The organism is Caulobacter segnis, assembly GCF_031454995.1.
GTDB classification, from domain to species: Bacteria; Pseudomonadota; Alphaproteobacteria; order Caulobacterales; family Caulobacteraceae; genus Caulobacter; species Caulobacter segnis_E.
The window spans coordinates 63601-89808 of the sequence record NZ_JAVDRV010000001.1 but is presented as its reverse complement, the minus strand read 5'-3'; the positions used below and the strand labels follow the sequence as shown (position 1 = coordinate 89808).

Annotated in this window: 27 protein-coding genes and 4 pseudogenes; 26 read left to right on the top strand and 5 right to left on the bottom strand. The window is 71.6% G+C overall.

Annotated elements, in window-relative coordinates; all coding sequences use genetic code 11:
- Positions 1 to 102: 102 nt before the first annotated feature.
- Entirely contained in the window at positions 103 to 993 is an 891-nt protein-coding gene (locus tag J2728_RS00460; protein ID WP_309995073.1) for an oxygenase MpaB family protein, read from the top strand.
- Between the two features lie 106 nt (positions 994 to 1099).
- Here J2728_RS00460 and J2728_RS00455 read toward each other — a convergent pair whose 3' ends face one another.
- Positions 1100 to 1852, bottom strand: coding sequence for an SDR family oxidoreductase (locus tag J2728_RS00455; protein ID WP_309995071.1), 753 nt, complete (start codon positions 1850 to 1852; stop codon positions 1100 to 1102).
- A 189-nt stretch (positions 1853 to 2041) separates the two neighbouring features.
- On the opposite strand from J2728_RS00455, the gene J2728_RS22165 reads away from it, so the two are divergent.
- Together J2728_RS22165 and J2728_RS00450 are read left to right on the top strand one after the other, a co-directional pair.
- The gene (locus J2728_RS22165) at positions 2042 to 2521 is read left to right on the top strand and encodes a hypothetical protein (RefSeq protein ID WP_404979674.1); all 480 of its coding nucleotides are present in this window, start codon (positions 2042 to 2044) and stop codon (positions 2519 to 2521) included.
- Positions 2451 to 3656, top strand: a complete 1206-nt coding sequence (locus tag J2728_RS00450; RefSeq protein WP_404979673.1) for a DNA-packaging protein — start codon at positions 2451 to 2453, stop codon at positions 3654 to 3656. The genes J2728_RS22165 and J2728_RS00450 overlap by 71 nt, the downstream gene beginning before the upstream one ends.
- On the opposite strand, the pseudogene J2728_RS22160 reads toward J2728_RS00450, so the two are convergent.
- Both J2728_RS22160 and J2728_RS00445 read right to left on the bottom strand, forming a co-directional pair.
- A pseudogene (locus tag J2728_RS22160) lies at positions 3643 to 3720 on the bottom strand (hypothetical protein); the annotation flags it as partial. The gene J2728_RS00450 and the pseudogene J2728_RS22160 overlap by 14 nt on opposite strands.
- Positions 3721 to 3799: 79 nt before the next feature.
- Positions 3800 to 4030, bottom strand: a pseudogene (locus tag J2728_RS00445) (endonuclease domain-containing protein); the annotation flags it as partial.
- Positions 4031 to 4079: 49 nt separating this feature from the next.
- Here J2728_RS00445 and J2728_RS00440 point away from each other — a divergent pair.
- From J2728_RS00440 to J2728_RS00430, 3 genes and pseudogenes are all read left to right on the top strand, one after another.
- Positions 4080 to 5376: pseudogene (locus J2728_RS00440) on the top strand (phage portal protein).
- Between the two features lie 153 nt (positions 5377 to 5529).
- Positions 5530 to 5778, top strand: coding sequence for a hypothetical protein (locus J2728_RS00435; protein WP_309995069.1), 249 nt, complete (start codon positions 5530 to 5532; stop codon positions 5776 to 5778).
- Positions 5779 to 5927: 149 nt separating this feature from the next.
- Entirely contained in the window at positions 5928 to 6344 is a 417-nt protein-coding gene (locus J2728_RS00430; RefSeq protein WP_309995067.1) for an HK97 family phage prohead protease, read from the top strand.
- On the opposite strand, the gene J2728_RS00425 is transcribed toward J2728_RS00430, so the two are convergent.
- A complete protein-coding gene (locus tag J2728_RS00425; RefSeq protein ID WP_309995066.1) occupies positions 6325 to 6675 on the bottom strand; it encodes a bleomycin resistance protein in 351 nt (116 codons plus the stop codon). The genes J2728_RS00430 and J2728_RS00425 overlap by 20 nt on opposite strands.
- A 180-nt stretch (positions 6676 to 6855) precedes the next feature.
- Here J2728_RS00425 and J2728_RS00420 point away from each other — a divergent pair, with 180 nt between their 5' ends.
- The 7 genes from J2728_RS00420 (at position 6856) to J2728_RS00385 (ending at position 10487) form a co-directional block, all read left to right on the top strand.
- Positions 6856 to 8079: a phage major capsid protein gene (locus J2728_RS00420; RefSeq protein WP_309995064.1), complete on the top strand. Its 1224-nt coding sequence runs from the start codon at positions 6856 to 6858 to the stop codon at positions 8077 to 8079.
- 166 nt (positions 8080 to 8245) lie between these two features.
- A complete protein-coding gene (locus J2728_RS00415; protein ID WP_309995062.1) occupies positions 8246 to 8527 on the top strand; it encodes a head-tail connector protein in 282 nt (93 codons plus the stop codon).
- Positions 8524 to 8916, top strand: coding sequence for a DUF3168 domain-containing protein (locus J2728_RS00410; RefSeq protein ID WP_309995059.1), 393 nt, complete (start codon positions 8524 to 8526; stop codon positions 8914 to 8916). Before J2728_RS00415 ends, J2728_RS00410 begins: the two co-directional genes overlap by 4 nt.
- 13 nt (positions 8917 to 8929) lie before the next feature.
- Positions 8930 to 9346 (top strand): phage major tail protein, TP901-1 family, encoded by a 417-nt coding sequence (locus J2728_RS00405; protein WP_099445234.1) that lies wholly within the window; start codon positions 8930 to 8932, stop codon positions 9344 to 9346.
- Positions 9347 to 9505: 159 nt separating this feature from the next.
- Positions 9506 to 9790, top strand: a complete 285-nt coding sequence (locus tag J2728_RS00395) for a GTA-gp10 family protein (protein ID WP_309995056.1) — start codon at positions 9506 to 9508, stop codon at positions 9788 to 9790.
- Positions 9787 to 9969, top strand: coding sequence for a phage tail assembly chaperone (locus J2728_RS00390; protein ID WP_309995054.1), 183 nt, complete (start codon positions 9787 to 9789; stop codon positions 9967 to 9969). The genes J2728_RS00395 and J2728_RS00390 overlap by 4 nt, the downstream gene beginning before the upstream one ends.
- On the top strand, positions 9966 to 10487 hold the full coding sequence (locus J2728_RS00385) for a phage tail tape measure protein (protein WP_309995053.1): 522 nt from the start codon (positions 9966 to 9968) through the stop codon (positions 10485 to 10487). Before J2728_RS00390 ends, J2728_RS00385 begins: the two co-directional genes overlap by 4 nt.
- Positions 10488 to 10681: 194 nt before the next feature.
- Here J2728_RS00385 and J2728_RS00380 read toward each other — a convergent pair whose 3' ends face one another.
- Positions 10682 to 11146, bottom strand: a complete 465-nt coding sequence (locus J2728_RS00380) for a DUF805 domain-containing protein (protein WP_309995051.1) — start codon at positions 11144 to 11146, stop codon at positions 10682 to 10684.
- Positions 11147 to 11292: 146 nt separating this feature from the next.
- Here J2728_RS00380 and J2728_RS00375 point away from each other — a divergent pair, with 146 nt between their 5' ends.
- From J2728_RS00375 to J2728_RS00315, 13 genes and pseudogenes are all read left to right on the top strand, one after another.
- Positions 11293 to 11925: a DUF2460 domain-containing protein gene (locus J2728_RS00375; protein ID WP_309995049.1), complete on the top strand. Its 633-nt coding sequence runs from the start codon at positions 11293 to 11295 to the stop codon at positions 11923 to 11925.
- Entirely contained in the window at positions 11925 to 12557 is a 633-nt protein-coding gene (locus J2728_RS00370) for a baseplate hub domain-containing protein (RefSeq protein WP_309995046.1), read from the top strand. The genes J2728_RS00375 and J2728_RS00370 overlap by 1 nt, the downstream gene beginning before the upstream one ends.
- Positions 12554 to 13102 (top strand): annotated as a pseudogene (locus J2728_RS00365) (NlpC/P60 family protein). Before J2728_RS00370 ends, J2728_RS00365 begins: the two are co-directional and overlap by 4 nt.
- A 10-nt stretch (positions 13103 to 13112) precedes the next feature.
- Positions 13113 to 16823 (top strand): baseplate multidomain protein megatron, encoded by a 3711-nt coding sequence (locus tag J2728_RS00360; RefSeq protein ID WP_309995045.1) that lies wholly within the window; start codon positions 13113 to 13115, stop codon positions 16821 to 16823.
- Between the two features lie 90 nt (positions 16824 to 16913).
- Complete coding sequence (locus J2728_RS00355; RefSeq protein WP_309995043.1) at positions 16914 to 17840, top strand: J domain-containing protein; 927 nt, start codon at positions 16914 to 16916, stop codon at positions 17838 to 17840.
- A gap of 114 nt (positions 17841 to 17954) precedes the next feature.
- The gene (locus J2728_RS00350; protein WP_309995041.1) at positions 17955 to 18275 is read left to right on the top strand and encodes a PepSY domain-containing protein; all 321 of its coding nucleotides are present in this window, start codon (positions 17955 to 17957) and stop codon (positions 18273 to 18275) included.
- Between the two features lie 17 nt (positions 18276 to 18292).
- Positions 18293 to 18970, top strand: coding sequence for a response regulator transcription factor (locus J2728_RS00345; RefSeq protein ID WP_309995038.1), 678 nt, complete (start codon positions 18293 to 18295; stop codon positions 18968 to 18970).
- Positions 18971 to 18973: 3 nt separating this feature from the next.
- Positions 18974 to 20365 carry an ATP-binding protein gene (locus J2728_RS00340; protein ID WP_309995036.1) on the top strand — a complete coding sequence of 464 codons (1392 nt, stop codon included), beginning with the start codon at positions 18974 to 18976 and terminating at the stop codon, positions 20363 to 20365.
- Positions 20366 to 20554: 189 nt separating this feature from the next.
- Complete coding sequence (locus J2728_RS00335; RefSeq protein WP_309995034.1) at positions 20555 to 21886, top strand: hypothetical protein; 1332 nt, start codon at positions 20555 to 20557, stop codon at positions 21884 to 21886.
- A gap of 74 nt (positions 21887 to 21960) precedes the next feature.
- Positions 21961 to 23094 carry a c-type cytochrome biogenesis protein CcmI gene (gene ccmI / locus J2728_RS00330; protein ID WP_309995032.1) on the top strand — a complete coding sequence of 378 codons (1134 nt, stop codon included), beginning with the start codon at positions 21961 to 21963 and terminating at the stop codon, positions 23092 to 23094.
- Positions 23091 to 23591 carry a cytochrome c maturation protein CcmE gene (ccmE, locus tag J2728_RS00325; protein WP_309995031.1) on the top strand — a complete coding sequence of 167 codons (501 nt, stop codon included), beginning with the start codon at positions 23091 to 23093 and terminating at the stop codon, positions 23589 to 23591. The genes ccmI and ccmE overlap by 4 nt, the downstream gene beginning before the upstream one ends.
- Before the next feature lie 145 nt (positions 23592 to 23736).
- Positions 23737 to 25719: a heme lyase CcmF/NrfE family subunit gene (locus tag J2728_RS00320; protein WP_309995029.1), complete on the top strand. Its 1983-nt coding sequence runs from the start codon at positions 23737 to 23739 to the stop codon at positions 25717 to 25719.
- Positions 25719 to 26171 carry a cytochrome c-type biogenesis protein gene (locus J2728_RS00315; protein ID WP_309997543.1) on the top strand — a complete coding sequence of 151 codons (453 nt, stop codon included), beginning with the start codon at positions 25719 to 25721 and terminating at the stop codon, positions 26169 to 26171. The genes J2728_RS00320 and J2728_RS00315 overlap by 1 nt, the downstream gene beginning before the upstream one ends.
- The last annotated feature ends 37 nt before the right edge of the window (positions 26172 to 26208 follow it).

The window sequence follows — 26208 nt, the reverse complement described above, 5'->3', positions numbered from 1 at the left end:
GTCGTTGCGATGGCTATAGATGGGAGCGCTAACATGACAAGTCCATGCGCGCGGTCCGGCTTTGAGCGTTAGGGTGCGCATAGCCGTTCCCGGAGCCGCCCCTTGAAAGCCCGTTTCGCCGACGCCGCCAAGTCCCTGTTCGAGATTCAGGGCGGACCGCGCGTCGATTTCCGCCAGCCGGCGGGCGAGCCCGCCTTGGCCGCGGCGGATTCGGTGTCCTGGCGGGTGTTCAAGAACCCGGTCAGCCTGTTCGTGGGCGGCGTCACCGCCGTGATCCTGGAACTGGCCGAGCCGCGCGTGCGCACCGGCGTCTGGGAGCATTCCAGCTTCCGCGCCGATCCGCTGACCCGCCTCAAGCGCACGGGCCTGGCGGCCATGGTCACGGTCTATGGCGCGCGCTCGGTCGCCGAGGCGATGATCGCCGGCGTCGGCCGCCAGCACGCCCGCGTGGCCGGAAAGACGCCCGGCGGCGAGGCCTATCGCGCCGACGAGGTCGCCCTGCTGGACTGGGTGCAGGCCACGGCCAGCTTCGGCTTTCTCGCGGCCTATGACGCCCTGGTCGAGCCGCTGTCGGCGGCCGATCGGGACCGCTTTTACGCGGAGGCCGCTCCGGCCGCGCGGCTCTACGGGGCCCTGGGCGCGCCGACGTCCGAGGCCGCGTGGAAGGCCCAGCTGGCGGCCATGTTGCCCAGGCTGGAGCGCTCGGCGATCGTGCTGGAGTTCCTGAACCTGATGCGCGGGGTGCGGATCGCGGGGCCCTTGAGCCGGCTGCAGCATCCGCTGATCCGCGCGGCGGTCGGGCTCGTTCCGGGCGAGGTCCGCGCGGTGCTGGGCCTGGGGGGCGAGTGGTCGCCGAGGCCGCTGGAGCTCCCCCTGATCCGCGCCGCCGCCCGCCTCGCCGACCGCGCCCCCATCCCCGGCGCGCCCCCCTACGAGGCCTGCGAGCGCCTTGGGCTGCCGGGGGCGTGGGTTTATCGGAAATCCTCCCCCTAGCGGGGGAGGTGTCGGCTCGAAGAGACGACGGAGGGGGAAGACGCAGGGGCAGCAGGACTTCCCCCTCCGGTCCTTCGGACCACCTCCCCCGCTAGGGGGAGGATTTTTACAGCGATTGCCCGTCGTCGACCGTGAACACGCCGCCCGTCACCGCCCGCGCCGCGTCGGAGCACAGGTACAGCGCGGTACCCGTCAGATCCTCCTCGTCCATCAGCCGCTTGCGGGGGAAGCCGGCCACCAGGCGCTGGCCGCCCTCGGTGTCGAACCAGTCGCTGTTCAGCTCGGTGCGGATATAGCCGGGGCAGAGGACGTTGACGTTGATCCCCTTGCGGGCCCATTCGCGCGCCAGGCTCTTGCCCAGCATGGCCGTCGCGGCCTTGGACGTGCAATAGGCGGTCAGGCCCGGCAGCACCTTGTGCGCGCCGATCGAGGCGATCAGCAGCACGCGGCCGCGACCGCTCGCTTCCGAGCCCGCCCGGATCATCCGCCGCGCCCCCTCGCGAGCGGTCAGGAAGACGCCCCGGGTGTTGACGCCCATCACCTTGTCGAAGTCGGCGGCCTCGATGTCGAGCGCCGAGCCCTGGATGCTGATGCCGGCGTTGGCGATCACCGTGTCCGGGACGCCCAGGCGGCCTTCGATCGCGTCATAGCCGGCGATGATCGAGCCCTCGTCCTCGACGTCCATCGAAAAGGCCGCCGCGTTCGGGCCGATCTCGTCGACCAGCGCTTGCAGCCGGTCGGCGCGCCGCGCGGCCAGGGCCACCTTGGCGCCCGCGGCGGCGGCCCGGCGGGCCAGATGCGCCCCGATCCCGGACGAGGCCCCGGTGACCAGCACAGTCCTTCCGGAAAGATCGATCATGCTCGCTCCCTTTTTCGGAGCAGCGTGGCGGGCTCGCGGGCCGCTGTCGAGCCGGCCGCGAGGGCAAGTACGAGCGTTCAGGCCGCTCCATGCTCGGCGTAGGCGAGACGGAGTTGTGGGAAATCAGAGGCTTGTCACTTTTATAGCCTTCTGGATCATCCGCGTCCGCTGGCGCCGTACCTTTGTGTCATGGCCCAGAAAAGCGAAGACATCGAAGCCGCCCTCGGCGCCATCGAGGAGTTGGTGGCCCTGACCTACGCCAAGGCGGCGTCCGAGATCCTGACCGCCAGCGAGGACAAGACCTCCGACGCGCGGATGGAGATCGCCGCCAAGGCCGCGAAGGCCGGCCGAGCCATCAAGCTGTTCCGGGGGAGCGCCCGCCGGGTCGGCCGAGCGCTCTCAAGCCTGCAGCGCGCCGACAAGGCGGAGGCCGGCGCCGACCGGAACAATACGGAGACCGCGATGAATGACGACGTCCCATGGAACGCCCAGCGTATCGCCGAGCTTCATGCCGAGGTGCGTGAGCGACTGGCGAAGTTTGCTGGATCCCGAGAGCTTAAATATCTGGCTGAGCGGGATCGACGAGAACCGTCCGGACTTGGCGAGCCAACTGGCGGAGAGCCTTCGAACGCTCCGCATCCGGGGGGATCACCAGGTCCCTCCGCCTGACCCCTGGATCACTTGGCTGTTCCTGGGCGGACGCGGCGCGGGCAAGACCTACGCGGGCGCCACTTGGATGATCGACCAGGCCAAGGCGGGCGCCCGGCTGGCCTTGGTCGGTCCCACCTTCCACGACGTGCGCGAGGTGATGATCGAAGGGCCTTCCGGCCTTAAGGCGCTTTCGCCACCCGACGAACGCCCCCGCTGGGAAGCCTCGCGCCGACGCCTGCTGTGGCCCAACGGCGCGACCGCCTACGCCTTCTCGGCCGAGGACCCGGACAGCCTGCGCGGCCCGCAGTTCCACGCCGCCTGGGCCGACGAGTTCTGCGCCTGGCCCAAGCCCGGCGAGACCCTGGCCATGCTGCGTTTCGGCCTGCGCCTGGGGACCGATCCGCGGCTGGTGGTGACCACCACGCCCAAGCCCCATCGGGCCCTGAAGGTGCTGATGGCCGAGCCCGGAGTCTCCCTGACCCGCGCGGGCACGTCCGCCAACGCCGGCAACCTGGCGCCCGCCTTCCTGCGGACGCTGAAGAGCCTCTATGGCGGCACGCGCCTGGCCGCCCAGGAGCTGGACGGGGTCATCGTCGAGACCGACGGCGGCCTGTTCCGCGCCGAGGATCTGGCCCGCTGTCGCGCCGCGCGGCCCGCGCGCCTGGACCGCGTGGTCGTGGCCGTCGACCCGCCCGCGACCGCCGGCGGCGACGCCTGCGGGATCGTGGTCGTGGGCCGAAGAGACGACCGCGCCTTCGTTCTGGCCGACGAGACCGCGCGGGGCCTGTCTCCCGCCGGCTGGGCGGCGAGGGCGGTGGCGGCCGCGCGGGCCTGGTCCGCCGACGCGCTGGTGGCCGAAGCCAACCAGGGCGGCGACATGGTGCGCTCGGTGCTGGCCCAGGCCGATCCGCCGTGCCGCGTGAAGCTGGTCCGCGCCAGCGTCGGCAAACGCGCCCGGGCCGAGCCGGTGGCGGCTTTGTATGAACAGGGCCGGGTCCTGCACTGCGGGTCGTTCGTGGCGCTGGAGGAGGAGCTGATGGCGCTCGGCTCCGGCGACCTGGAACACAGCCCCGACCGCGCGGACGCCTTGGTCTGGGCGGTGAGCGAGTTGATGCTGGGCGGGCGGCAGACGCCGAGGCTTAGGGCGCTGTGAGGGTCAATAAAATAACTCTCCTCCCCCTCGGGGGGAGGGGGACCGCCGAACGGCGGTGGAGGGGCCTTCGGCCTGTTCGCCGCGATAAACGCCCGGATCTGACCTAGCGCGCCGTCCACGGACTCCAACACATCGTGCGCCGGAATGCGGAGGGTGCGAACACCTTGGCTCAGCAGCCACCGGTCCCGCGCGGCGTCGCGTTCCGGCCGCTCGTTGATGCAGTGCGCGTAGCTGTCCACCTCGACCGCCAGCTTCAGGGCCGGGCAGTAGAAGTCCAACACGCAGCGCCCCATCGGATGCTGTCTTCGAAACTTCAGGCTGTCCAAGCCGCCGCGTCTCAGGGCGGTCCATAGCCGCGCTTCCGGCGGCGACATCTCTCGCCGAAGGCGGCGGGCGAGGGCGACCGTGTCTCTTGGCGTCTGCATGGCGTCTTGCCCCGGCTGGCCCCTCCACCGGCGTTCGCCGGTCCCCCTCCCCCAGAGGGGGAGGAGAGGGGGAGGAGAGGGGTGTGTTTTCGCCTTCCCCACCACCCTACATTGTTCCCATTTCGTTCTCAACCATCCCGGAGCGCTGCCCCATGCTCTTCCCCAAACCGCGCCCGCCCGAGCGCAAGGACTCCCGCGCCGCGCGGCTGATCGCGCTGACCACGGGTGGTCGCCCGCAGTGGACGCCGCGGGACTATGGCGCGCTGGCGGCCGAGGGGTTCGCCAAGAACCCCGTGGCCTATCGCTGCGTGCGGATGATCGCCGAGGCCGCCGCCGCCACGACCCTGGCGGTGTTCGTCGAGGGCCGTCGCGCCGACGATCACCCGCTCAAGCGCCTGCTCGATCGCCCCAATCCCGAGCAGGGCGGGCCGGATCTGATGGAGGCGTTCTTTGGCAACCTCCAGGTCGCCGGCAACGGCTATCTGGAGGCGGCCGGGGAGGGGGCGCCCGCTGAGCTCTACACCCTGCGGCCCGACCGGATGACCGTTGTCCCTGGCCCGCGCGGCTGGCCGCTGGCCTATGACTATCAGGCCGCCGGGCGCACGGTGCGGATCGGCCGCGACGGCGACGGCTGGCTGCCGGTGCTGCACCTGAAGCTGTTCAACCCGATCAGCGACCACTACGGCTTCTCGCCGCTGGAAGCCGCCGCCTTCGCGATCGACGTCCACAACGCCTCCAGCGCCTGGAACAAGGCGCTGCTGGACAACTCCGCCCGGCCCTCGGGCGCGCTGGTCTATTCGTCCAAGGACGCCGGCGATCGCCTGACCGACGAGCAGTTCGACCGGCTGAAGACCGAGCTGGCCAACGCCCATTCCGGCCAGGCCAACGCTGGTCGGCCGCTGCTGCTGGAGGGCGGGCTCGACTGGCGGGCCATGTCGCTGACGCCGGCCGAGATGGACTTCACGCAGGGCAAGCACGCCGCCGCCCGCGAGATCGCCCTGGCGTTCGGGGTCCCGCCGCAGCTCTTGGGCATCCCCGGCGACAACACCTACGCCAACTACCGCGAGGCCAACGCCGCCTTCTGGCGCGGGACGGCGGTTCCGCTGGCCGAGCGGGCGGCGCGGGCCCTGACCGCCTGGCTGGCCGTGAAGTTCCCCGGCGCGCGGATCGCCCCCGACCTCGACGCCGTCCCGGCCCTGTCGGCCGAGCGCGACGCTCTGTGGAGCCGGCTGGAAACGGCGTCCTTCCTCACCGACGCCGAGCGTCGGCGGCTGGCGGGGCTGGAGCACGGTTAGAGCCCTTCCCCCTTGATGGGGGAAGGGTTGGGATGGGGGTGAATAGGGCGACCGCTACGCCACCTCCGTTCAAGGTCTGGCCCAACCTCCCCCGCCGCGATCACCCCCATCCCCGACCCTTCCCCCATCCAGGGGGAAGGGAGGAGTTTGCACATGTCTACCCAACCCACCCGCTGGCGGTTGGACCGCCAGGTGTCGGCCGCGGTGCTGGTGGCCGTGGCGCTGCAGGCCGCCGCCGCCCTGCTGTGGGCCGGCAAGGCCTCGGCGCGGATCGACGAGATGCAGCGCCGGCTGGAAGCCCAGGCCCCGGTCGCCGAACGCCTGGCCCGCCTCGAAGCCCAGGCCGACGCCACCCGCCAGTCGCTGAACCGCATCGAAGCCAAGCTGGAGCGTTCGCGCTAGCCGCCACCCACAACCCCGCCTTCCTCGCCCTCGAGGCGAGGACCCATGTCGCCGCTCGCGCCGCGCCTGCCTGGCTTACGCCGCGCCGGCGGAACGCTGGGTCCCAGGGACAAGCCCTGGGAAGGCGCAGAAAAGGAAAGGCCTGTTCCTTGTCCGATCATCTTTCCATCGAAGGCTACGCGTCCCTGTTCTGGATCCGCGACCTCAATGACGACGTCACCGCCGCCGGCGCCTTCGCCGAGAGCCTGGCGGCCAGCGCGCCGGTCAAGATGCTGCACCAGCACGACGAGGCCGAGCCGATCGGCGTCTGGGACGAGGTGGTCGAGGACGCAAAGGGGCTGTTCGTCCGTGGGCGGATTTTACGCACGACGCCGCGTGGCCGCCTCGTCGCCGCCCTGGTCGAGGCCGGCGCGCTGGACGGCCTGTCGATCGGCTTTCGTCAGGTGAAGGCGCGCACCCAGGGCCGCCTGCGCGTGCTGTCCCGCGTCGAGCTCTGGGAGGTGTCGATCGTCACCTTCCCGATGCTGCCGCAAGCCCGCCTGACCCTCAGTTCCGGATCAGCCTGAGCAGGGTGCCGTCCGGGTCGATCAGGGCGGCCATGAGCTTCTTGTCGCCGGGCGGGTGGAGGCGGGGGAAGCCTTCGGTCTTCTCCTCGATCCCGGCCGCCTGGCAGACGGCGTAGAAGCCCTCCAGGTCATCCAACCGCAGGCAGCAGGCGAAGTTGCTGGTGGACGGCTTCAGGCCTGGGAACGGGAAGAATTCCAGCGTCAGCCGGCCGCGCTCCAGCACCATCCAGCCCGGATCGCGCGAGGCCCGCTCGAAGCCGAGGGTCGCATAGAAGCTCTCGGTCGCGTCGAAGTCGCTGGACGGAAGATTCGGCGTGGCGCGGTCAGGCATGCGGCGACGCTAGCATGAGTCCCACGCGGAACTCCCTTCCCCCTTGATGGGGGAAGGGCGGGGATGGGGGTGCGCGGCCGTTCCGCGACTCCCATCCCACCCTTCGGGGCGCGGCCATGGCCGCGTCACCCCACCCCTACCCCTCCCCATCGAGGGGAGGGGGCTTTTCCGGAGAACCCCATGAAGGAAACCAAACACGCGGCCTCGCCCGAGGCCCGCGCGGCGCTGGCCGACGTCCTGACCGCGTTCGAGAGCTTCAAGGCCGCCAACGACGCGCGCCTGGCGGCCATCGAAACCAAGCGGGCCGACGTCCTCTTGGAAGAGAAGGTCGGCCGCATCGACGAGGCCGTCTCGCGCGCCCAGGATCGCCTGGACCGCATCCTGTCCGACCTGCGCCGGCCCGCCCTCGGCGGCGAGGCGCCGGTCGTCACGGTGGACGAGCGCAAGGCCGCCTTCGACCGCTATGTGAAGACCGGCGAGACCCCTGCGGCTCTGCTCGAAGCCAAGGGGCTGTCGGAAGGAACGGCCACGGCCGGCGGCTATGTCGCTCCGCCGGAGCTGGAGCGGCTGATCCTGCGGCGCCTGGCCGCCACCTCGCCGATGCGCGAGATCTGCCAGGTCCGTACGATCGGCGCCGGGACCTTCCGCAAGCCGGTCTCGCCGACGGGCCTCGCCGCCGCCTGGGTGGCCGAGACCGCCGCGCGGCCCGAGACCACGGCCCCCACCCTGGACGTCATCGACTTCCCGGCCGGCGAACTCTACGCCAGCCCGGCCGCGACCCAGGCCCTGCTGGACGACGCCTATGTCAGCATCGACGAGTGGCTGGCCGAGGAAGTGCAGGACGCCTTCGCCGCCCAGGAGACCACGGCCTTCGTGTCGGGCGACGGGATGAACAAGCCCAAGGGCCTCTTGGCCTACACCGCCGCGCCGGACGCGTCCTACACCTGGGGTCAGGTCGGCTATCTGGCCACCGGGGTGGCGGGCGGCTGGACGGCGTCGAACCCGACCGACAAGCTGATCGACCTGATCTACGCGACCAAGGCCCAGTACCGCCAGAACGGCCGCTTCGTGATGAACCGCCGCACGGTCAGCGCCGTGCGCAAGTTCAAGGACAGCCAGGGCAACTACATCTGGAACGCGGCCCTGCAGCCGGGCCAGTCGGCGAGCTTGCTGGGCTTCCCGGTCACCGAGATCGAGGCCATGCCCGACGTGGCCGCCAACGCCCTGGCCGTGGCGTTCGGCGACTTCGAGAAGGGCTACCTGATCGTCGACCGCGCCGGCGTGCGGGTGCTGCGCGACCCGTACTCGGCCAAGCCCCACGTCCTCTTCTACACCACCAAGCGCGTGGGCGGCGGCGTGCAGAACTTCGACGCGATCAAGCTGCTGAAGTTCGCGGCGAGCTAGTCGTCCCTAGCGCCCCCTCCGTCTCGCCGCGCGCGCGGCGATCCACCTCCCCCGTTTGCACGGGGGAGGATGAATGTCCCCCATCCTCCCTCGCGAAGCGGGGGAGGTGGCGCGGCGCGGATACGCGCCGTGACGGAGGGGGCGCTCCCTTTTTCGAAAGCCCCCCATGCCCCAATCCCTCACCCTGGCCGAGGCCCGGGCGTTCCTGCGCGTCTCCGACGCCGCGGAAGATACGGTCCTCACCCTCCTGATCGACGCCGCCGAGACCCGGATCGCGGCCGCGGCCGGGCTCGCCCTGACCGCCGCGAGCCCCGCGCCGCTGCGTCTGGCCGTCCTCACCCTGGTCGCCCACGCCTACGAGCTTCGCTCGTCCTTGGGCGACGCCGGCGAACCCTCGCTGGCGCTCGTCGAGCCGTGGCTGACCCCTTACCGAAAGGCCCGGCTGTGACCGACAAACCCCTGATCGACGCCCTGGTCGCGACGCTGAAGGCCGCGCCCGCCGTCACCGCCGTCGCCGGCCAGCGCGTCTACGCCACGGCGCCGCGCCTGCCGACCTATCCCTGCGTCGTCGTCACGCGGTCCGAGGGGCGTCCGGTCTCCGAAGGCGACGCGATCGAGCACCTGCTGACGCTCACCTGCGCCAGCCGCTTCGGCGGGCCGGAGGAGGCGCGGGCCCTGGTCGCCGCCGTCCGCGCGGCCCTGCACGACGCCAAGCCGGCCCTGAGCGGCCGGCGGCTCGTCAACCTGCGCGTCCCGTACGCCGACTGCTTCACCGGCGCCGACCGCGAGACCACGCTCGGGATCGTCCGGGTGCGGGCGGTCACCGAAAACCCCTGAACTGGAGACACCCATGGCCGCCCAAGCCGGCAAGGACATGCTGCTGAAGATCAGCGACGGGGCCGCGAGCCCGACCTTCCACACCGTCGCGGGCCTGCGCGCCCGCACGCTAAGCCTCAACGCCAAGACCATCGACGCCACCGATAGCGACAGCGCCGGCCGCTGGCGCGAGCTGCTGGCGGGGGCCGGGGTCAAGTCGGTGGCCGTGTCGGGCTCGGGGATCTTCCGTGACGCTCCCTCGGACGCCCAGGTGCGGACGAGCTTCTTCGACCAGTCGGCGCGGACCTGGCGTCTGGTGATCCCGGACTTCGGCCAACTGGAGGGCCCGTTCCTGGTCGCGGCCCTGGAATACGCCGGCGAGCACGACGGCGAGGCGTCGTTCGCGATCAGCCTGGCCAGCGCCGGGGCGGTGAGCTTCACGGCGCTTTAGGATCAGCAAAAGCGCCCCCTCCGTCACGATGCTTCGCATCGCGCCACCTCCCCCGCGATGCGGGTGAGGAGGATGTTCATCCTCCCCCGTGCCAACGGGGGAGGTGGATTGGCGCGGATACGCGACGAGACGGAGGGGGCGCTCCTGAAAGGAAACCCCATGCTCCCACCAAACCCCGCGCGCGGCGAGGTCGTCGTGACCTTGGCCGGCGCGCCGCGACGGCTGTGCCTGACGCTGGGCGCCCTGGCGCGCATCGAGGCCGCGTTGAACCTCGCCGACTGGTCCCAGCTGCCCGACCGCATCGCCACGCTCGGCGCCGCCGACCTTTCCGCCGTGCTGGCCGCGCTGCTGGAGGGCGGCGGCGAGGCGCCCGAGATCGCCGCCCGCGCCACCGTCCCCGAAGCCGCCTCGGCCTTGGCCGCCGCCCTCGTGGCCTGCGCATGAGCGCCTGGTCCGCGCCGCTGCGTCTGGCGGTGTCGCTGGGCCTGCCGCCCGAGGCCTTCTGGCGCCTGTCGCTGAAGGAGTGGCGCGCGCTCACCGAGGCGCCGCCCGCGCCGGCGCCGTCCCGCGCCGACCTCTCCGCCCTGATCGCCCGCTATCCCGACGAGGAGACCCCGCCATGAGCTTCGACCAGGACGGCCTTTCCAAGAACGATCTGGCCGCTGTGCCCGCCCGCGCCGCCGAGGCGGCGGCCGCCCTCGACGGGCTGAAGGCGCCGGCCGAGCGCGCGGCGCGCTCGATCGACGAAGCCTTCGCCCGCGCCGGGGCGTCGCTGGTCCGTTCGCTGTCGCGGGCGGCGTCCGATGGGCAGGTGTCGCTGTCGGAACTGGCGCGCGCCGTGCTGGGCGCGGCCGGGGCGGCGCTGAAGGGCGGGGGTCTCACCGAGGCGCTGTCGAAGAGCTTCGCCGGCGCCAGGGCCGACGGCGGTCCGGTGCTGCCCGGCGGCGCCTATCTGGTCGGCGAGCGCGGGCCGGAGGTGTTTCGACCCGCCTCGGCCGGAAGCATCGAGCCGGTCGGAGGCGGCGGGGTGTCGGTGACGATCAATGTCCAGGGCGGCGAGGCCCGAGGCCTGATCCGCTCCGACGCCCAGATCGCGCAGGCGTTGGCTAGGGCGGTGAGTGTCGGGGCGCGGCGGCTGTAGCCAGTCGCATCGAAAAACCCCGCCTTCCTGGGCCTTGTGCCCAGGACCCATCGTTCAGCTCGCAATACGCCCGACGGACGCCTCGGACTTTCGACCTAGCCTCGAACGGAAGATCAGAGTTAGCCGCCGCCATGGGTCCTGGGCACAAGGCCCAGGAAGGCGATTGAATAGAAGCCGAGGAGCGCCTGAGGCCCCTACAGCACCACCGCGGTCGTGTTCGGCGCGGGCGGGCCGTACTGGTTGTCGCGCGGTTGGCCCAGGCTGCAGCCGACCCAGAGCGTAAAGGCCAGCCAGATCGCGAAGGCGATGAAGCACGAGACGAAGAAGCCGCCCAGCGCGGTCAGGGCCGCGATCTCGGGCTCGCCGTTCGTCAGGGCCGCGATCGCGGGCATGACGCCGACCGACAGGGCCGAACCCATGATCAGCACCGGACCCAGCACCCAGGGCAGCACTTGCCACCAGCCGGTCTGACCCATGTCGTGCAGGCGCTTGGAATGGATGCAGACGCTGGAATAGATCGTCGCCAGGCTGATCACGGCGCCGATCACCGGCAGCCAGCCCAACGCCACGTTCACGCCCAGCAGGACGAGCCAGCCGATCCAAAACGCCTGGCGGCCAATCCGGCCTTCCGGCGACAGGAACAGGGTCTTCCAATCCATATCGGTCTCCAATCTCGACTCCATAGGTAGGAGCCGACGACCCGCTGATGAAGTGAAAAGCGGGTCATGACCAAGACTTAATGGCGTTCGGCCGTAACGGCTGCGCTTCTCGTCCAATTTTCGCAAAACCTTTCGTGAGGATCGCCATGAGCGAGTTCCATGAGGCGCGTCTGCCCGCGCGCCTGGCGTTCGGCTGCGCCGGCGGCGTCGAATGGCGCACCGATATCGTCGCCCTGGCCTCGGGCGACGAGCGTCGGACCAGCGCCTGGGCGCGCGGCCGCCGGCGCTATCTGATCGCCACCGCCACTCGCCCTCTGGATGAGCTGGCCCAGCTGCTGGCCTTCTTCGAGGCGCGGCGGGGGCGGCTGGCGGGCTTCCGCTTCCGCGACCCGGCCGACTTCAAGTCGTGCGCGCCCTCGGCCCAGCCGGCCGCGACCGATCAGCCGATCGGGACGGGCGATGGAAGCCGCAAGGTGTTCCCGCTGACCAAGACCTACGGGAGCGGCCAGACGGCGTTGGCGCGGCCGATCGCCAAGCCGGTCGCCGGCACGGTCAAGGTGGCGGTGGGCGGCGTGGTCCTGACGGCCGCCGCCTTCTCGGTCGATGTGGCGACGGGCCTGGTCACGCTGTCCTCCGCCCCAGCCGCCGGCGCGGCGGTGACGGCGGGCTTCGAGTTCGACACGCCGGTGCGCTTCGACACCGATCGCCTGGACATCACCCTGGAAGGCTTCGCCGCCGGACGCGTCAGCGCCTGCGGCCTGATCGAGGTGCGCGACTGATGCGGGCGCTACCCGAGGGGATCGACCTCGCCCGCCTGTGCCACGCCTGGATTGTCGAGCGGGCCGACGGCGTGAAGCTGGGCTTCACCGATCACGACCGCGAGCTCGTCATCGACGGCGTGACCTGCGAGGCCAGCGGCGGCTGGAGCCCCGGCGCCAGCGAGGCCGGCGTCGGCTATGCGCCCAGCCAGGCCGCCGCCCTGGGCGTGCTGGACGACGCGGGGATCTCGGAGGCCGATCTGGACGCGGGGCTCTATGACGGCGCCAAGGTCTCGGCGCTGCGGGTCGACTGGAGCGCGCCGTCGCGGCGGGTGCGCTTGTGGACCGCGACGATCGCGGCGCTGAGCCGCGAGGGCCAGGCGTTCAAGGCGACCCTGGCCGGACCGGCCGCGGCGCTGGAGCGGATCGCTGGGCGGACCTTCACCCGGCTGTGCGACGCTAGGCTGGGCGATGGGCGCTGCGGGGTCGATCTCTCGGCTCATCCCGGCGCGACCTGCGACAAGCGCTGGAGCACGTGCGTCGGGGTGTTCGGCAACGGCGTGAACTTCCGAGGCTTCCCCACCTCGCCCGGCGAGGACTTCCTGACGCTGTACCCCGTCGAGGGCGAGCGGAATGACGGCGGGCGGCGGTGAGGGGCGGCGGCAACTCCTCCCCCCAGCGGGGGAGGTGGCCCGAAGGGCCGGAGGGGGAAGTGCTTGAGCGCTTGCCTCTTCCCCCTCCGTCGTCCCTGGCGGGCCGACACCTCCCCCGCTGGGGGGAGGATTTGGTCCTCGCCCACGCCCGCCTCTGGCTCGGAACCCCCTACCGCCACCAGGCCTCGACGCTCGGCGCGGGCTGCGACTGCCTGGGCCTGGTGCGTGGCGTCTGGCGGGCGATCCGCGGCGTCGAGCCGGAAGCCCCGCCGCCCTACCGCCCCGACTGGGCCGAACTCGGCGAGCGCGAGCTGCTGCTTGAGGCGTTCGGCCGCTGGCTGACGCCGGTCCCGCTGTCCGACGCCCGTCCCGGCGACGTCCTGGTCTTCCGCATGGCGCCCGGCGCGGTGGCCAAGCACTGCGCGATCCAGTCCGGCGAGGACCGGATGATCCACGCCTATTGGGGCCGGGCCTGCGTCGAGAGCGCGCTCGGCCGCTGGTGGCGCGAGCGCCTGCTCGCGGCGTTCCGGTTTCCCTCCGTCTGAGGAGCATTTCATGGCTCAAGTCATCCTCTCCAGCGTCGGCGCGGCGATCGGCGGACCTCTGGGCGCCGTCGCGGGAGCGGCGCTGGGCGCGGCGGTCGACCAGGCGGCGCTCTCGGCCCTGTCGCCGGCGCGGCCGGTCGGTCCGCGCATTCCGGAGCTGCGCCTGACCGGCGCGGCCGAGGGCGCGGCCCTACCGTGCGTGTTCGGCCGCGCGCGGGTCGGGGGCCAGGTGATCTGGGCCGCGCGCTTTCGCGAGAAGCGGGTCGAGGGCCGCGTCGGCGGCTCCAAGGGGCAGAAGACGACCTCGTACGCCTACAGCCTGTCGTTCGCCGTCGCCGTGGCCGAGGGGCCGATCGACGGCATCGGCCGCGTCTGGGCCGACGGGCGGGTCATGGACCTCTCGGGCGCGACCATGCGCGTCCACCTGGGGGCCGAGGACCAAGCGCCCGATCCGCTGATCGCCGCCATCGAGGGTTCGGCGCCCGCCTATCGCGGCGTGGCCTATGTCGTGTTCGAGGACTTGCCGCTGGAGCCGTTCGGAAACCGCCCGCCGCAACTGTCGTTCGAGGTCTTCCGCCGTCCCCGCGCGCCGGACGATCCGCCGGGCCCGGAGGAGCGGCTGAAGGGCGTCTGCCTGATCCCGGGCGCGGGCGAGTTCGTCTACGCCACCGAGGCCGTGCTGCGTCGCGACGGCCTGACCCGCGCGGCCAGCGAGAGCGTCCACAACGCCGACGGCCGCGCCGATCTCGTCGTGGCGCTGGACCAGCTCCGGGCCCAGCTGCCGAGCGTCGATCATGTCACCCTGGTCGTCGCCTGGTTCGGGACCGATCTGCGCTGCGGCCAGTGCCAGATCCGGCCGGGCGTCGAGCAGGCGGCCAAGGACACCCTGCCGATCACCTGGAGCGTGGCGGGCGTCGACCGCTCCGGCGCGCATCTGGTCTCGCTGAAGGACGGCAAACCGGCCTATGGCGGCACGCCGGCCGACGCGGTGGTGCTCCAGGCGATCGCCGAACTGAAGCGGCGCGGGCTGAAGGTCACGCTCTATCCGTTTATCCTGATGGACACCCCGCCCGGCCAGCCGGCCTATCCCTGGCGCGGCCGGATCACGTGCGAGGCCGGCGCCGATGGAACCACCGCGGCGACCAGCCAGGTGAACGCCTTCTTCGACGGCGCCTGGGGTCTGCGCCGGATGGTGCTGCATCAAGCGAGCCTGGCCGCGCAAGCCGGCGGCGTGGACGGCTTCCTGATCGGCTCGGAGCTGCGCGGCGTCACCACCACGCGCGGGCCGGGCGGGACCTATCCCGCGGTCGCCAAGCTCAAAAGCCTGGCCGCCGAGGTCCGGGGCGTGCTGGGCCCCGTCACCAAGCTCGGCTACGCCGCCGACTGGAGCGAGTATTTCGGCCACCAGCCGGCCGACGGCGGCGGTCACGCGGTGTTCCACCTCGATCCGCTGTGGGCCGACCCGAACATCGATTTCATCGGCGTCGACTGGTATCCGCCGATCACCGACTGGCGGGAGGGCGAGACGCACCTGGACGCCGCCGCCGGCTTCCTCGGGCCGCACGATCCGGCCTATCTGCGCGCGGGCCTGACGGGCGGCGAGGGCTTCGACTGGTACTATCCGAGCCAGGCCGCGCGTGACGCTCAGGCTCGCGCCCCGATCACCGACGGCGCCCATGGCGAGCCCTGGATGTTCCGGCCCAAGGACCTGAGGGCCTGGTGGAGCAACGCGCATTACGACCGCCCTGGAGGCGTGCGCGCGACGACGCCGACGGCCTGGGTTCCGCGGTCCAAGCCGATCCGCCTGACCGAGTTCGGCTGCCCGGCCGTCGACAAGGGGAGCAATTCGCCCAACCTCTTCATCGATCCCAAGAGCTCCGAGAGCTTCCTGCCGCCGTATTCCACCGGCGAGCGGGACGACTTCGGCCAGCGGCGCTTCCTGGAGGCGGTGCTGGCTTGGATCGATGATCCGACCGCCAATCCGCCTTCGCCGGTCTATGGCGGACCGATGATCGAGGCGGCCAGCGCCTGGTGCTGGGACGCGCGGCCGTTCCCGGACTTCCCGGCGCGTTCGGACGTCTGGGCGGACGGAAGTTCGTGGACCCTGGGTCACTGGCTGACCGGCCGGGCGGGAATCGCGCCGCTGCCCGAGCTGATCCGGGCCTTGGGCGCCCGGGCCGGCGTTTCGATCGATCCGGGCGAGGCGGGCGGTTCGGTGGGCGGCTATGTCGTCGACCGGCCGATGCGCCTGCGCGACGCGCTCGCGCCCCTGACGGAGGCCTTCGCGCTGGATCCCGTCGAGCGCGGCGACCATGTGCGGATGATGGCCCGCTCGGGCCGCGTGGCCGGCGTTCTGGCCGAGGCCGATCTGGTTCGGCCCGACGACGGCGTGGTCGAGCGCGAGATCCGCGTGCTGGAGCCCGCCGCGGAAGCCCTGCGCCTGCGCTTCCTCGACGCCGGCCGCGACTACCAGGTCGGGGCGGTGGTCGCGCGCCGCGAACAAGGGGCGGGGACGCGGGACGCCGACGCGCCGATCGTGCTGGCCGCGCCCGACGCCGAGGCGGCCGCCCGCCGGATGCTGGCCGCCGACGAGGCCGCGCGGCGCTCGCGGATCGTGCATCTGTCGCCCTCGGCCGCCCTGCGCCTGGAGCCCGGCGACCGCCTGGCCCACGACGGCGGGGCCTGGCGGGTGTCGCGGCTGGACCTCGACGAGCGGCCCCGCGCGACCCTGGTTCCGGTCGTGGCGAGCCAGGGCGTGGCGGGCGGCCTCGACTGGACGCCGGCCCCGCCGCGCGAGCCCGCGCCGCCGCCGATGCTGTGGGTGCTGGACCTGCCGTCGAATGGCGCCTTGGAAGACGACGCCCGGCCCCTGGTCGCTGCGGCCGCCGAGCCTTGGCGGCCGCTGGACATCCACGCCGGCGCCGACCTCGACACCCTGAGCGTGAGAGCGCGCCTGCCCCAGCCGGCGACCCTGGGCGTGACCCTGACCGATCTTTCGCCCGCCTCGCCGCACCGCGTGGATCGCGCCGGGAGCGTGACGGTTCGTATGGAAGGAAGCAGCCTGTCCTCCGTGTCGCTCGCCGCCGCCCTGGCCGGCCGCAACGCCTTGGCGATCCAGGCGGCGGACGGCGGCTGGGAGGTCGTCGGCTTCCGCGACGCGGCGCTCCTCTCGCTCGACGTCTGGCGCCTGTCCGGCCTGCTGCGGGGACAGCGCGATGGGGCGGCCAGCGAGACGACGATTCTGGCCGGCGCGCCGGTGGTGCTGCTGGACGAGGCGGTGGTCCCGATGGCGGTGGCCGCCTTCGAGCGCGGCGTTCCGCTGAAGATCCGCGCGGCCGCGGCCGGCGGTCCTCCGGCGGGGGCGGGGACGACCGAGGCGACGGCGGTCTGGTCCGGTCGCGCCTTGCGTCCCTTGGCGCCGGCCCACCTCCGGACGCGGATGGTCGGCGGCGACCTGAAGGTCTGGTGGATTCGCCGCGCCCGCGCCGGCGGCGACGTCTGGGCGGGCGAGGTCCCGCTGGTCGAGGGCGCCTCGCGCTATCGCGTCCGGGTTCTGGACGGGACGTCGGTGTCGCGCGAGGCCGAGGTTTCGGACGCCGTCTTCGTCTACACGGCGGCGATGCGCGCGGCCGACGTGCCCTCGGCCGCCGCGCGGATCGAGGTGGCTCAAGCCGACGCCCTTTACGGCTGGGGCGCGGTGACGACGATAGGGTTGTGGTAAAAATGCCACATTGGGGCTTGCGCGCCGCGCTGGACGTTCTAGATGGAGGGCGTTACCCCAACCTGCCCGCAAGTTCGATGAGGACCTTCCTTGGCGCGTGACCCCTACCAGGAACTCGGCGTTTCCCGCACCGCGAGCGCGGACGAGATCCGCAAGGCGTTCCGCAAGCTCGCCAAGCAGCATCACCCCGACGCCAACCCCGGCGACAAGAAGGCCGAGGAGAAGTTCAAGCAGGTCAGCGCCGCCTTCGACATCATCGGCGACGCCGACAAGCGCAAGAAGTTCGACCTGGGCCAGATCGACGCCGACGGGCGCGAGACCATGCGCGGTTTCGGCGGCCAGCCCGGCAATGGCCCGTTCAACGCCGGCGGCTTTGGCCGGGGCGGCTTCCGCGTCGACGAGGGCGCGGAGATGGACCTCTCGGACCTGTTCGGCGGGATGTTCGGCGGCGGTCGCGGACCCTTCGGCGGTGGCGGCCAGACCGGCGGCTTCGCCCCGCGCGGCGCCGACGTGAAGGCGCGCCTCGAGATCGACCTGGAAGAGGCGATCAAGGGCGGCAAGAAGCGCGTGGCCTTCTCGGACGCCCGCACGATCGATGTCACCATCCCGGCCGGCGCCCAGGAAGGCCAGACCCTGCGCCTGAAGGGCCAGGGCAGCCCTGGGCGCGGCGGGGCGGGCGACGCCCTGATCGAGCTCGTGATCAAGCCGCATCCGATCTATCGCCGCGAGGGCGAGGCCCTGGTCATGGATCTGCCGATCTCGGTTCCCGACGCGGTGCTGGGCGGCAAGGTCGAGGCGCCGACGCCCGACGGCAATGTGATGCTGAACGTCCCCAAGGGCAGCAACAGCGGCCAGACCCTGCGCCTGAAAGGCCGCGGCTTCGCCGACGCCAAGGGCAAGCGCGGCGATCTGCTCGCGCGTCTGGTGGTGACCCTGCCCGACACGATCGACCAGGACCTCGAGAAATTCGCCCAGGCCTGGCGCGATCAGAAGCCTTACGCGCCGAAGCGGAGGTAGGGTTGTCGCTCGCCTCCGGCGGCAAAACGTGTCCGGCCGTGACAGAACGACGCAGCCCGTTCATAAGCTGGGCGTTCAGTCTCCATTCAGCCGCGTTCCTTTAGACCGGAGAGCATGAAAACGATCCGCGTCATCCTCGTCGCCGCCGCGCTGGCCGCCGCCCTTCCGGGCGCGGCCTCGGCGCAGCGGCGTGGTCCTGACTCGCTGGGCGCCGACTGGCGCGCGCAGTCGGATCAGGCGCGTGGCGGCGTGCAGTCGGGGCGTCTGGTGCCGCTGTCGCGCGTGATCCAGATGATCTCGGCGCGCGTGCCCGGCCGGGTGCTGGACGCGGGCCTTGAAGGCCGCAACTACCGGGTCCGCTGGGCGGCCGCCGACGGTCGCCGCATCGACTTCATCGTCGACGCCGAGACCGGACAGATCATCAGCGGGGGCTGAGGAGTTTTCTTAAAGCCATGCGCATCTTGCTCGTCGAGGACGATCCCGATCTGACGCGCCAGCTGAAGCTGGCCCTGGCCGACGCCGGTTACGCCGTCGACCACGCCCCCGATGGCGAGGAAGCCCAGTTCCTGGGCGAGACCGAGCCCTATGACGCCGTGATCCTGGATCTGGGCCTGCCCAAGGTGGACGGGGTCTCGGTGCTGGAGCGCTGGCGGCGCGGCAGCGTGGCGACGCCCGTCCTGATCCTGACCGCGCGCGGCGCCTGGAGCGACAAGGTCGCCGGCTTCGACGCGGGCGCGGACGACTATCTGGCCAAGCCGTTCCACACCGAGGAGCTCTTGGCGCGCCTGCGGGCGCTGCTACGCCGCTCGGCCGGCCACGCCGCGCCGTCGCTGTCGTGCGGGGCCTTGCGCCTGGACCCGCGCGCCGCCCGCGCCAGCGTCAATGGCGAGCCGCTGCGCCTGACCTCGCTGGAATACCGCCTGCTGCACTACATGATGATGCACCAGGGCCGGGTGATCGGCCGCACCGAGCTGGTCGAGCACCTGTACGACCAGGACTTCGACCGCGACAGCAACACCATCGAGGTGTTCATCGGCCGTCTGCGCAAGAAGCTGGGCGCCGAGCGGATCGAGACCGTCCGGGGTCTGGGCTATCGCCTGGCGCCGCTGCCCGGGGAAGAGGCCGCCTAAACCTTGTTGGACCTGCGCCGCCGTTCGCTGGTCCGCCGCCTGATCCTGATCGCCGGGATCTGGACCCTGCTGGTCGTGGTGATCGCGGGCGTGTTCCTGACCGCCCAGTTCCGCGGCGCGGCCATCCGGCGGTTCGATCAGTCGCTGGCGGTGCTGACCGATGATCTCTACGCGGGGTCTACGGTCGAGGCGGGCCAGCTGAAGGCGCCGTTCCTGACCGACATCCGGGCCACGCGCGCCTATTCGGGCCGCTACTGGGTGATCCTGGACAAGTCGCCGGATGGGGCGATGAAGCCGATCGAGCGCTCGCGCTCGCTGTTCGACAGCGACCTGATGCTGTCCTCGACCCAGATCGACAAGCTGGACGCCGCGCCGGGCAAGACCCAGTACTTCGACATGCGGGGACCCCAGGACAAGCCGCTGCGCGCGGCCGCCATCCTGACGCGCCTGCCGGGCTATCCCGACCCGGTGGTGTTCCTGGCCGCCGAGGACCGCTCGCCGATCGACGCCGACGCCGACCGCTTCGCCCGCATTACCGCCTTCGCCCTGCTGATCCTGGGCGGCGGCCTGATCCTGGGCATGGTCGTCCAGGTGCGCTTTGGCCTGCAGCCGCTGTTTCGCCTGCGCCGCGAGGTCGCCTCGGTGCGGCGCGGCAAGACCGAGCGCGTGGAGGGGGTCTATCCGGAGGAGCTGTCGCCGTTGGCGACCGAGCTCAACGCCCTGCTGGCCCACAACCAGGAAGTCGTCGAGCGTCAGCGGACCCACGTCGGCAACCTGGCCCACGCCCTGAAGACGCCGATCTCGGTGATGCTGACCGAAGCCAACCAGCAGCCGGGCCAGCTGGCCGAGGTGGTCGAGCGCCAGGCCCAGACCATGCGCGAGCAGGTCGACCATCACCTGCGCCGCGCCCGCGCCGCGGCCCGCTCTCAGACCAGCGGCGAGCGCACGCCGGTCGAGCCGATCCTGGACGAGCTGGCCGTGACCCTGGAGCGCATCTTCCAGGACAAGGCCGACGGGCGGGGGATCGAGATCGACTGGCGGTGCCCCGAGGACCTGGCCTTCCAGGGCGAGAAGCAGGACCTGCTCGAACTGGTCGGCAACGTCATGGAGAACGCCGGCAAGTGGTGCCGGGGGAGGATCCGAGTCGACGCCACGTCCTCGGGCGAGGCGCGGATGATCGTCACGGTCGACGACGACGGTCCCGGCCTGCCGCCCGAGGAGCGCGCCCAGGCGCTCAAGCGCGGTCAGCGGTTGGACGAGAACGCGCCGGGCTCGGGTCTTGGCCTGTCGATCGTCGACGAACTGGCGCGCGCCTATGGCGGGTCGGTCCAGCTTGGTGAATCGGCGCTGGGCGGATTGCGCGTCACTCTGGACCTGCCGCGCGCCGAAACCTGACGAATCGTCGGCGCGTCGCGGGGCGCGAAGGGCGCGCCGGGAGCGGCTAAGCCGCTTTCACGCTTAAGCTTTCCCGCCGTGACTCGCTCGGGCCGGGCGCGCGACTTTTTGCGGCGTTTCGGAAATCCTTAACCCCGTTTCGAACATGGTTGACGGAACTGTCGGTCGCATGAGCCGACATGGGGAACCATGGCCGCCATTGCCGCCCATAAATTGCAGCTGATACGGACGCTGGTCGAGACCGCGCCGGACGCGGCGCTGCGCAGTCTGGAGCTGGCCCTGGCGGGGACCAGCGCCCAGAGCATCTTCACGCCCGTGCGCGAACTGGTCGAGGACGAGACCGCCAACCGCTTCGTCCGCAACAATGTCCTGGCCCCCATCGTGCCGCTTTGCGCCAGGCGGGACGAGGGCGTGATCGCCTTCCCCCCGCCGGTGCTGGCGCGGACCTGGCGCGCGCTGCGCGGGATCGCGCCGCGCGAGGCCCAGGAGGCGGCGGTCAAGTGCAATCCCTGGGATCTGGAGCAGGGGACGCCGCTGGTCTTCGACGAGCTGTGCAAGATCGGCGCGGCGGCGCTGCGCGATCCCGAGAACGCCGCGTTCGACAGCGTGCGCTCGCTGTGCGACCCCGAAGAGCTGGCCATGTGCCTGCAACTGGCCCCGATCATCCGCGGCTGCCTGCCCAGGCTGTCGGAATGGGTCAGCCGGATGTCCGACGAGCGCGCCGCCGCCGCGCGCCTGGCCTATAACGACGCCTGCCGGATCCGCGAGGACGCCGGTCCGCTGCTGCTGGATATCCTGTCGGCCCATCTGCCCGACGAGTGGCGCATCCTGCGGGTGATCTCGGCCGTCATGGATCGGCCCAGCGACCGCTACCTGGCCTCGTCCGAGGTCAAGGGGCTGGGCGAGCGCGTCCTGGCCGACATCGAGGCCTCGATCGCCCATATCGAGACCTTCGACTTCGGCGGCGGCGAGGCGGCCGGACGCGAGGCCGCCCAGCGCGCCCAGAAGGTCCAGCTGCAGATCGTCGAGTTCCAGCAGTCGGTCGACCTGAACAAGGACGGCCCTTGGGGCCGGCGCGTGGCGCGCTTCAAGCAGACCATGGCCAAGGCCTGCGAGCTGCGCATGGACCAGATCGATCGCGAGCTGGAGAAGGCGCTGCCGACCCGTCCGATCTCGATGCTGGCCAAGAAGGGCTCGCGCGGCGTGGCCAAGCTGGTCGCCGAGCCCGAAGAGGCCATGCTGAACCGCGCCCGGGGCGGCCTGGCCTTCATCGCCGAGCTGCGCGCCTGCGCCGACAAGGCCGGCTATGGCAGCAGCCGCCTCAAGATCCTCGAGAAGCTGAACGCCCGCCTCGACCCCTATATCGAGGATGTGCTGCACGTGGCTCGCACCGGCGACGGCGGCGATCCAGGCCTGGCCAGACAGTATCTGGACGTCGCCGCCAGCTTCATCGCCTACACCCGCGACGACAAGACCGCCGAGATCGTCCGTCGCCGCGCGGCCGCCGCGATCGCGGCCTAGGCCAGCCAGGCTTTGCGCCCCTTACGCGCTTTTCCCACTAACGGCCGGCCTCAGAACAAGCTAACACGCCCATTATGATCGCATTCTGGATCGCCGCGACCGGGCTTTCGGCCGTGACCGCGGGCCTGGTGCTGCGCGGCGCCGCGCGAGCCCGGCCCGTCGATGACGCGCAGGCCCGTTTGGAACCGCATCGCCGGCGCCTGGCCGAGGTCGAGCGCCTGGCCATGGATGGCCTTCTGGCCGAGGGCGAACTCAAGGCCGCCCGCGCCGAGGCGGGCCGCGGCCTGCTGGCCGCCGCGGACCACGCCGAGACCTGGGCGCGCGACGGCATGGCCGTCCGTAAGGCGGTGGTCGCCATCGCCGGCGCGGCCTGCGTCGCGGGCGTCGGCCTCTATGTCTGGCTGGGTCATCCCGAGCTTTCCGACCAGCCCTATCGCCAGCGTGTCGCCGAGTGGAAGGCCGCCGATCCGGCGACCCTGCATCCGGCCCAGATCGCCGCTGTCCTGGAAGGCGTCGCGGCCGAGCGGCCCAATGACGCCGAGCCGCTGGTGTTCCTGGCCAAGGCCCGCGCCGCCGCCGGCGACATGGCCGGGGCCGAGCAGGCCCTGCGCCGCGCCGTGGACCGCGCGCCAGGCCGCGCCGACATCTGGAGCCTGTTGGGCGAGACCTTCGTCATCGAGGCCAAGGGCGACATCGGCGCCGACGCCAAGCTGGCCTTCAACCGCGCCCTGAAGGTTGATCCCAAGGATCTGCGCGCCCGCTACTATCTGGGCCGCGCCCGCATCGCCGAGGGCGACGTGGCCGGCGGCGTGGGCGACTGGCGCGCCCTGCTGAACAGCCTCGCCGCCGACGATCCGGCGCGCACGGCGCTGGGCCGCGAGATCGCCGAGGTCGAGGCCGCTGGGGGATTGCCCGCCGCCCAACCCAAGGCGTCGGAGAACCCCGAGGTTCAGGGGATGATCGCCGGCATGGTCGAGGGCCTGGCCGCGCGTCTGGCGCAATCGCCCGACGACCCCGACGGCTGGGTGCGGCTGGTCCGCGCCTACGCGGTGCTGGGCGACACCGCCAAGCGCGACGCGGCCCTGGCGACCGCCACCGCCCGCTTCAAGGATCAGCCCAAGGTGCTGGCCGCCCTGCGCCAGGCGGCCGATACGCCGCCGCAATCCGGCATGGCCGCCCAGACCCAGGACCCAAAGACCGCGCAATGAGCTTCTGGCCCCAAAGCTTGCTACCAAAGTCCCGCAAGGCGCGTCGGCGCCTGACGATCCTGCTGGCCGTCGCGCCCGTGCTGGCCCTGGCCGTCGGCCTGGCGCTGTACGGCATGCGCGACAGCATTTCGCTGTTCTACACGCCGGCCCAGGCCCAGGAGGCTCACGTCAAGCCGGGCCGCAAGGTCCAGCTGGGCGGCCTCGTCCAGCACGGCAGCGTGGTCAAGCATCCGGACGGCAATGTCGAGTTCGTGGTCGCCGATCAGAAGGCGACCGCCAAGATCGTCTATCACGGCGACCTGCCCGACCTGTTCCGCGAGGGGCAGGGGATCGTCGCCGAGGGGACGTTCAACGACCAAGGCGTCTTCGTCGCCAAGCAGGTCCTGGCCAAGCACGACGAGCGCTACATGCCGCGCGAGGTGTCCAAGGCGCTGAAGGAGCAGGGCGAGTGGCGCGGCGAGGGCGCGAAGCCTTCCTACGAGGGGTATCCGAAATGATCGCCCGTCGGTTTCCTTCTCCCCTTGCGGGAGAAGGTGTCGCGCAGCGACGGATGAGGGTGTTCTCGATCCCGTCCGTTCGACCCCTCATCCGTCTGGCTTCGCCAGCCACCTTCTCCCGCAAGGGGAGAAGGGGAGAGTTCCAATGATCACCGAGCTTGGCGCCTTCGCCCTCGTCCTGGCGCTGACGCTGTCGGTCGCCCAGACCGGCCTGTCGGCGGTCGGCGGCGCGCGGCGGTCCGTGGTGCTGGCCGGCGCTGGACGCGGCGCGGCCGTCGCGGTGTTCCTGGCCGTGGCCGTCGCCTTCGCCTGCCTGATCCACGCCTTCGTGGTCTCGGACTTCTCGGTCGCCAACGTGGCGGCCAACTCGCACACCGCCAAGCCGATGCTCTACAAGGTGGCCGGCGCCTGGGGCAGCCACGAGGGCTCGATGCTGCTGTGGTGCCTGGTGCTGACCGGCTACGGCGCGGCCATGGCCTTCTTCGGCGACAGCCTGCCGCCGCGCCTTAGGTCCTACGCCATCGCCATCCAGGGCGCCTTGGGCGTGCTCTTCCTGGCCTATACGGTGTTCGCCTCGAACCCGATGGAGCGCCTGCTGGACGCGCCGATCGAGGGGCGGTCGCTGAACCCGCTGCTTCAGGACCCGGCGTTGGCCTTCCACCCGCCGTTCCTCTACGCCGGCTATGTCGGCTTCTCGGTGGTCTATTCGCTGTCGCTGGCGGCGCTGATCGAGGGCCGCATCGACGCGGCCTGGGCCCGTTGGGTGCGGCCCTGGACCCTGGCGGCTTGGAGCCTGCTGACCGTCGGCATCACCCTGGGCGCCTTCTGGGCCTACTATGAGCTGGGCTGGGGCGGCTGGTGGTTCTGGGACCCGGTCGAGAACGCCAGCTTCATGCCCTGGCTGATCGGCGCGGCCCTGCTGCACTCGGCCATCGTCACCGAGAAGCGCGGCGCGCTGCCGGGCTGGACGGCGTTCCTGGCCCTGGCGGCCTTCACCTTCTCGATGCTGGGCGCCTTCCTGGTGCGCTCGGGCGTGCTGACCAGCGTTCACGCCTTCGCCGTCGACCCGACGCGCGGCGTCTTGCTGCTGATCATGATGGGCGTGGCGGCCGGCGCGGGTTTCCTGCTGTTCGCCCTTCGCGCCCCGACCCTGAACCCCGGCGGCCAGTTCCGCGCGATCAGCCGCGAGAGCGCGATCGTGCTCAACAACATTCTGCTGTCGACGGCCACGGCGGTGGTGCTGCTGGGCACCCTGTTTCCGCTGATCCGCGAGGCGATGGACGGCGAGGCCGTTTCGGTCGGCGCGCCGTTCTTCAATCTGACCTTCGTTCCCTTGATGATCCTGGCCTTCGCCGTGCTGCCCGCCGGCCCGCTGCTGGCCTGGAAGCGCGGCGACGCCGCCGGGGTGGCCCGCAAGCTGTGGATCGTGCTGGCCGCCGCCGTCGTGCTGGGCCTGATCGCCTACGCCGTCGTCCAGCCGCGCAAGGCCCTGGCCAGCGGCGGTCTCGTCGTCGGCTTCTGGCTGATCGGCGGCGCGCTCTTGGAGCTGTCCGAGCGCCTGAAGCTGTTCCGCGTCCCGGCCGCCGAGAGCGCCCGCCGCGCCAAGGGTCTGCCGCGCGGCGCCTGGGGCACGACCCTGGCCCACGCGGGTCTTGGCCTTTTCGTGCTCGGCGCCTCGTTCGAGACCGCCTGGCGGGTCGAGGCGGCGCAAGCCCTCGGCCTGAACGGCAGCCAGCCGCTGGGCGCCTACACCCTGACCCTGAAGAAGGTCGGCACGGTCGAGGGGCCCAACTACCTGGCCGAGCGCGGCGTCGTGGACGTCGTCGACAAGGCCGGTCGCCTGGTCTGCCGCGCCACGCCCGAGCGCCGCTTCTATCCCACCGGCGGCCAGACCACCTCCGAGGTCTCGATCTGTCCCAGCCTGCTCAACGACGTCTATGTCGTGATGGGCGAGCGTCGGGCGGGCGAGGGCGGCAAGCCGGCCTGGCTGATCCGCGCCTATGTGAACCCCTGGGTGCGGCTGATCTTCCTGGGGCCGCTGCTGATGGCCATCGGCGGCGTCGTCTCGCTGTCGGATCGCCGCGCGCGGCTGGGCGTGGGACGTCGGACGGGGGAGACGGTGTCGTGATCCGCAAGTTGAAGGCCGCCGCCGTCGCCCTGTGCGCCATCGCCCTGACGGCCGGCGCGTCCGAGCCCTCCGAACGCCTGGCCGATCCGGCGCAGGAAGCCCACGCCCGGGCCCTGTTCCGCGAGGTGCGTTGCCTGGTCTGCCAGAACGAGTCGATCGACGACTCCGAGGCCCAGCTGGCCGCCGACCTGCGGCGAATTGTCCGCGAGCAGGTCAAGGCCGGCCGCGATGACCGCGAGATCCGCGCGTTCCTGGTCGAGCGTTATGGCGAGTTCGTGCTGCTCAAGCCGCCGTTCTCCGCCGGCAACGCGGTGCTGTGGCTGGCCCCGATCGGGATCCTGCTGATTGGCGGCGTCCTGATGGTCGGCCTGCTGCGTCGGCGCGAGCCGGCGCAGGGCGAGCTTTCGCGGGACGAGGAGGAGCGTCTGAGGCAGCTGCTTCAAGACGATTGACACGATTGCGCCGAAAAGGGGCCGCAAGAAGTGCGGG

What these genes read in the sequence shown, in the direction of transcription:
- J2728_RS00455 (WP_309995071.1), bottom strand. Translation starts at nt 1,852, where the DNA reads ATGATCGATCTTTCCGGAAGGACTGTGCTGGTCACCGGGGCCTCGTCC.
- J2728_RS22165 (WP_404979674.1), top strand. Translation starts at nt 2,042, where the DNA reads ATGGCCCAGAAAAGCGAAGACATCGAAGCCGCCCTCGGCGCCATCGAG.
- J2728_RS00435 (WP_309995069.1), top strand. Translation starts at nt 5,530, where the DNA reads ATGTCTACCCAACCCACCCGCTGGCGGTTGGACCGCCAGGTGTCGGCC.
- J2728_RS00425 (WP_309995066.1), bottom strand. Translation starts at nt 6,675, where the DNA reads ATGCCTGACCGCGCCACGCCGAATCTTCCGTCCAGCGACTTCGACGCG.
- J2728_RS00420 (WP_309995064.1), top strand. Translation starts at nt 6,856, where the DNA reads ATGAAGGAAACCAAACACGCGGCCTCGCCCGAGGCCCGCGCGGCGCTG.
- J2728_RS00415 (WP_309995062.1), top strand. Translation starts at nt 8,246, where the DNA reads ATGCCCCAATCCCTCACCCTGGCCGAGGCCCGGGCGTTCCTGCGCGTC.
- J2728_RS00405 (WP_099445234.1), top strand. Translation starts at nt 8,930, where the DNA reads ATGGCCGCCCAAGCCGGCAAGGACATGCTGCTGAAGATCAGCGACGGG.
- J2728_RS00395 (WP_309995056.1), top strand. Translation starts at nt 9,506, where the DNA reads ATGCTCCCACCAAACCCCGCGCGCGGCGAGGTCGTCGTGACCTTGGCC.
- J2728_RS00390 (WP_309995054.1), top strand. Translation starts at nt 9,787, where the DNA reads ATGAGCGCCTGGTCCGCGCCGCTGCGTCTGGCGGTGTCGCTGGGCCTG.
- J2728_RS00385 (WP_309995053.1), top strand. Translation starts at nt 9,966, where the DNA reads ATGAGCTTCGACCAGGACGGCCTTTCCAAGAACGATCTGGCCGCTGTG.
- J2728_RS00380 (WP_309995051.1), bottom strand. Translation starts at nt 11,146, where the DNA reads ATGGATTGGAAGACCCTGTTCCTGTCGCCGGAAGGCCGGATTGGCCGC.
- J2728_RS00375 (WP_309995049.1), top strand. Translation starts at nt 11,293, where the DNA reads ATGAGCGAGTTCCATGAGGCGCGTCTGCCCGCGCGCCTGGCGTTCGGC.
- J2728_RS00370 (WP_309995046.1), top strand. Translation starts at nt 11,925, where the DNA reads ATGCGGGCGCTACCCGAGGGGATCGACCTCGCCCGCCTGTGCCACGCC.
- J2728_RS00360 (WP_309995045.1), top strand. Translation starts at nt 13,113, where the DNA reads ATGGCTCAAGTCATCCTCTCCAGCGTCGGCGCGGCGATCGGCGGACCT.
- J2728_RS00350 (WP_309995041.1), top strand. Translation starts at nt 17,955, where the DNA reads ATGAAAACGATCCGCGTCATCCTCGTCGCCGCCGCGCTGGCCGCCGCC.
- J2728_RS00345 (WP_309995038.1), top strand. Translation starts at nt 18,293, where the DNA reads ATGCGCATCTTGCTCGTCGAGGACGATCCCGATCTGACGCGCCAGCTG.
- J2728_RS00335 (WP_309995034.1), top strand. Translation starts at nt 20,555, where the DNA reads ATGGCCGCCATTGCCGCCCATAAATTGCAGCTGATACGGACGCTGGTC.
- ccmI (WP_309995032.1), top strand. Translation starts at nt 21,961, where the DNA reads ATGATCGCATTCTGGATCGCCGCGACCGGGCTTTCGGCCGTGACCGCG.
- ccmE (WP_309995031.1), top strand. Translation starts at nt 23,091, where the DNA reads ATGAGCTTCTGGCCCCAAAGCTTGCTACCAAAGTCCCGCAAGGCGCGT.
- J2728_RS00320 (WP_309995029.1), top strand. Translation starts at nt 23,737, where the DNA reads ATGATCACCGAGCTTGGCGCCTTCGCCCTCGTCCTGGCGCTGACGCTG.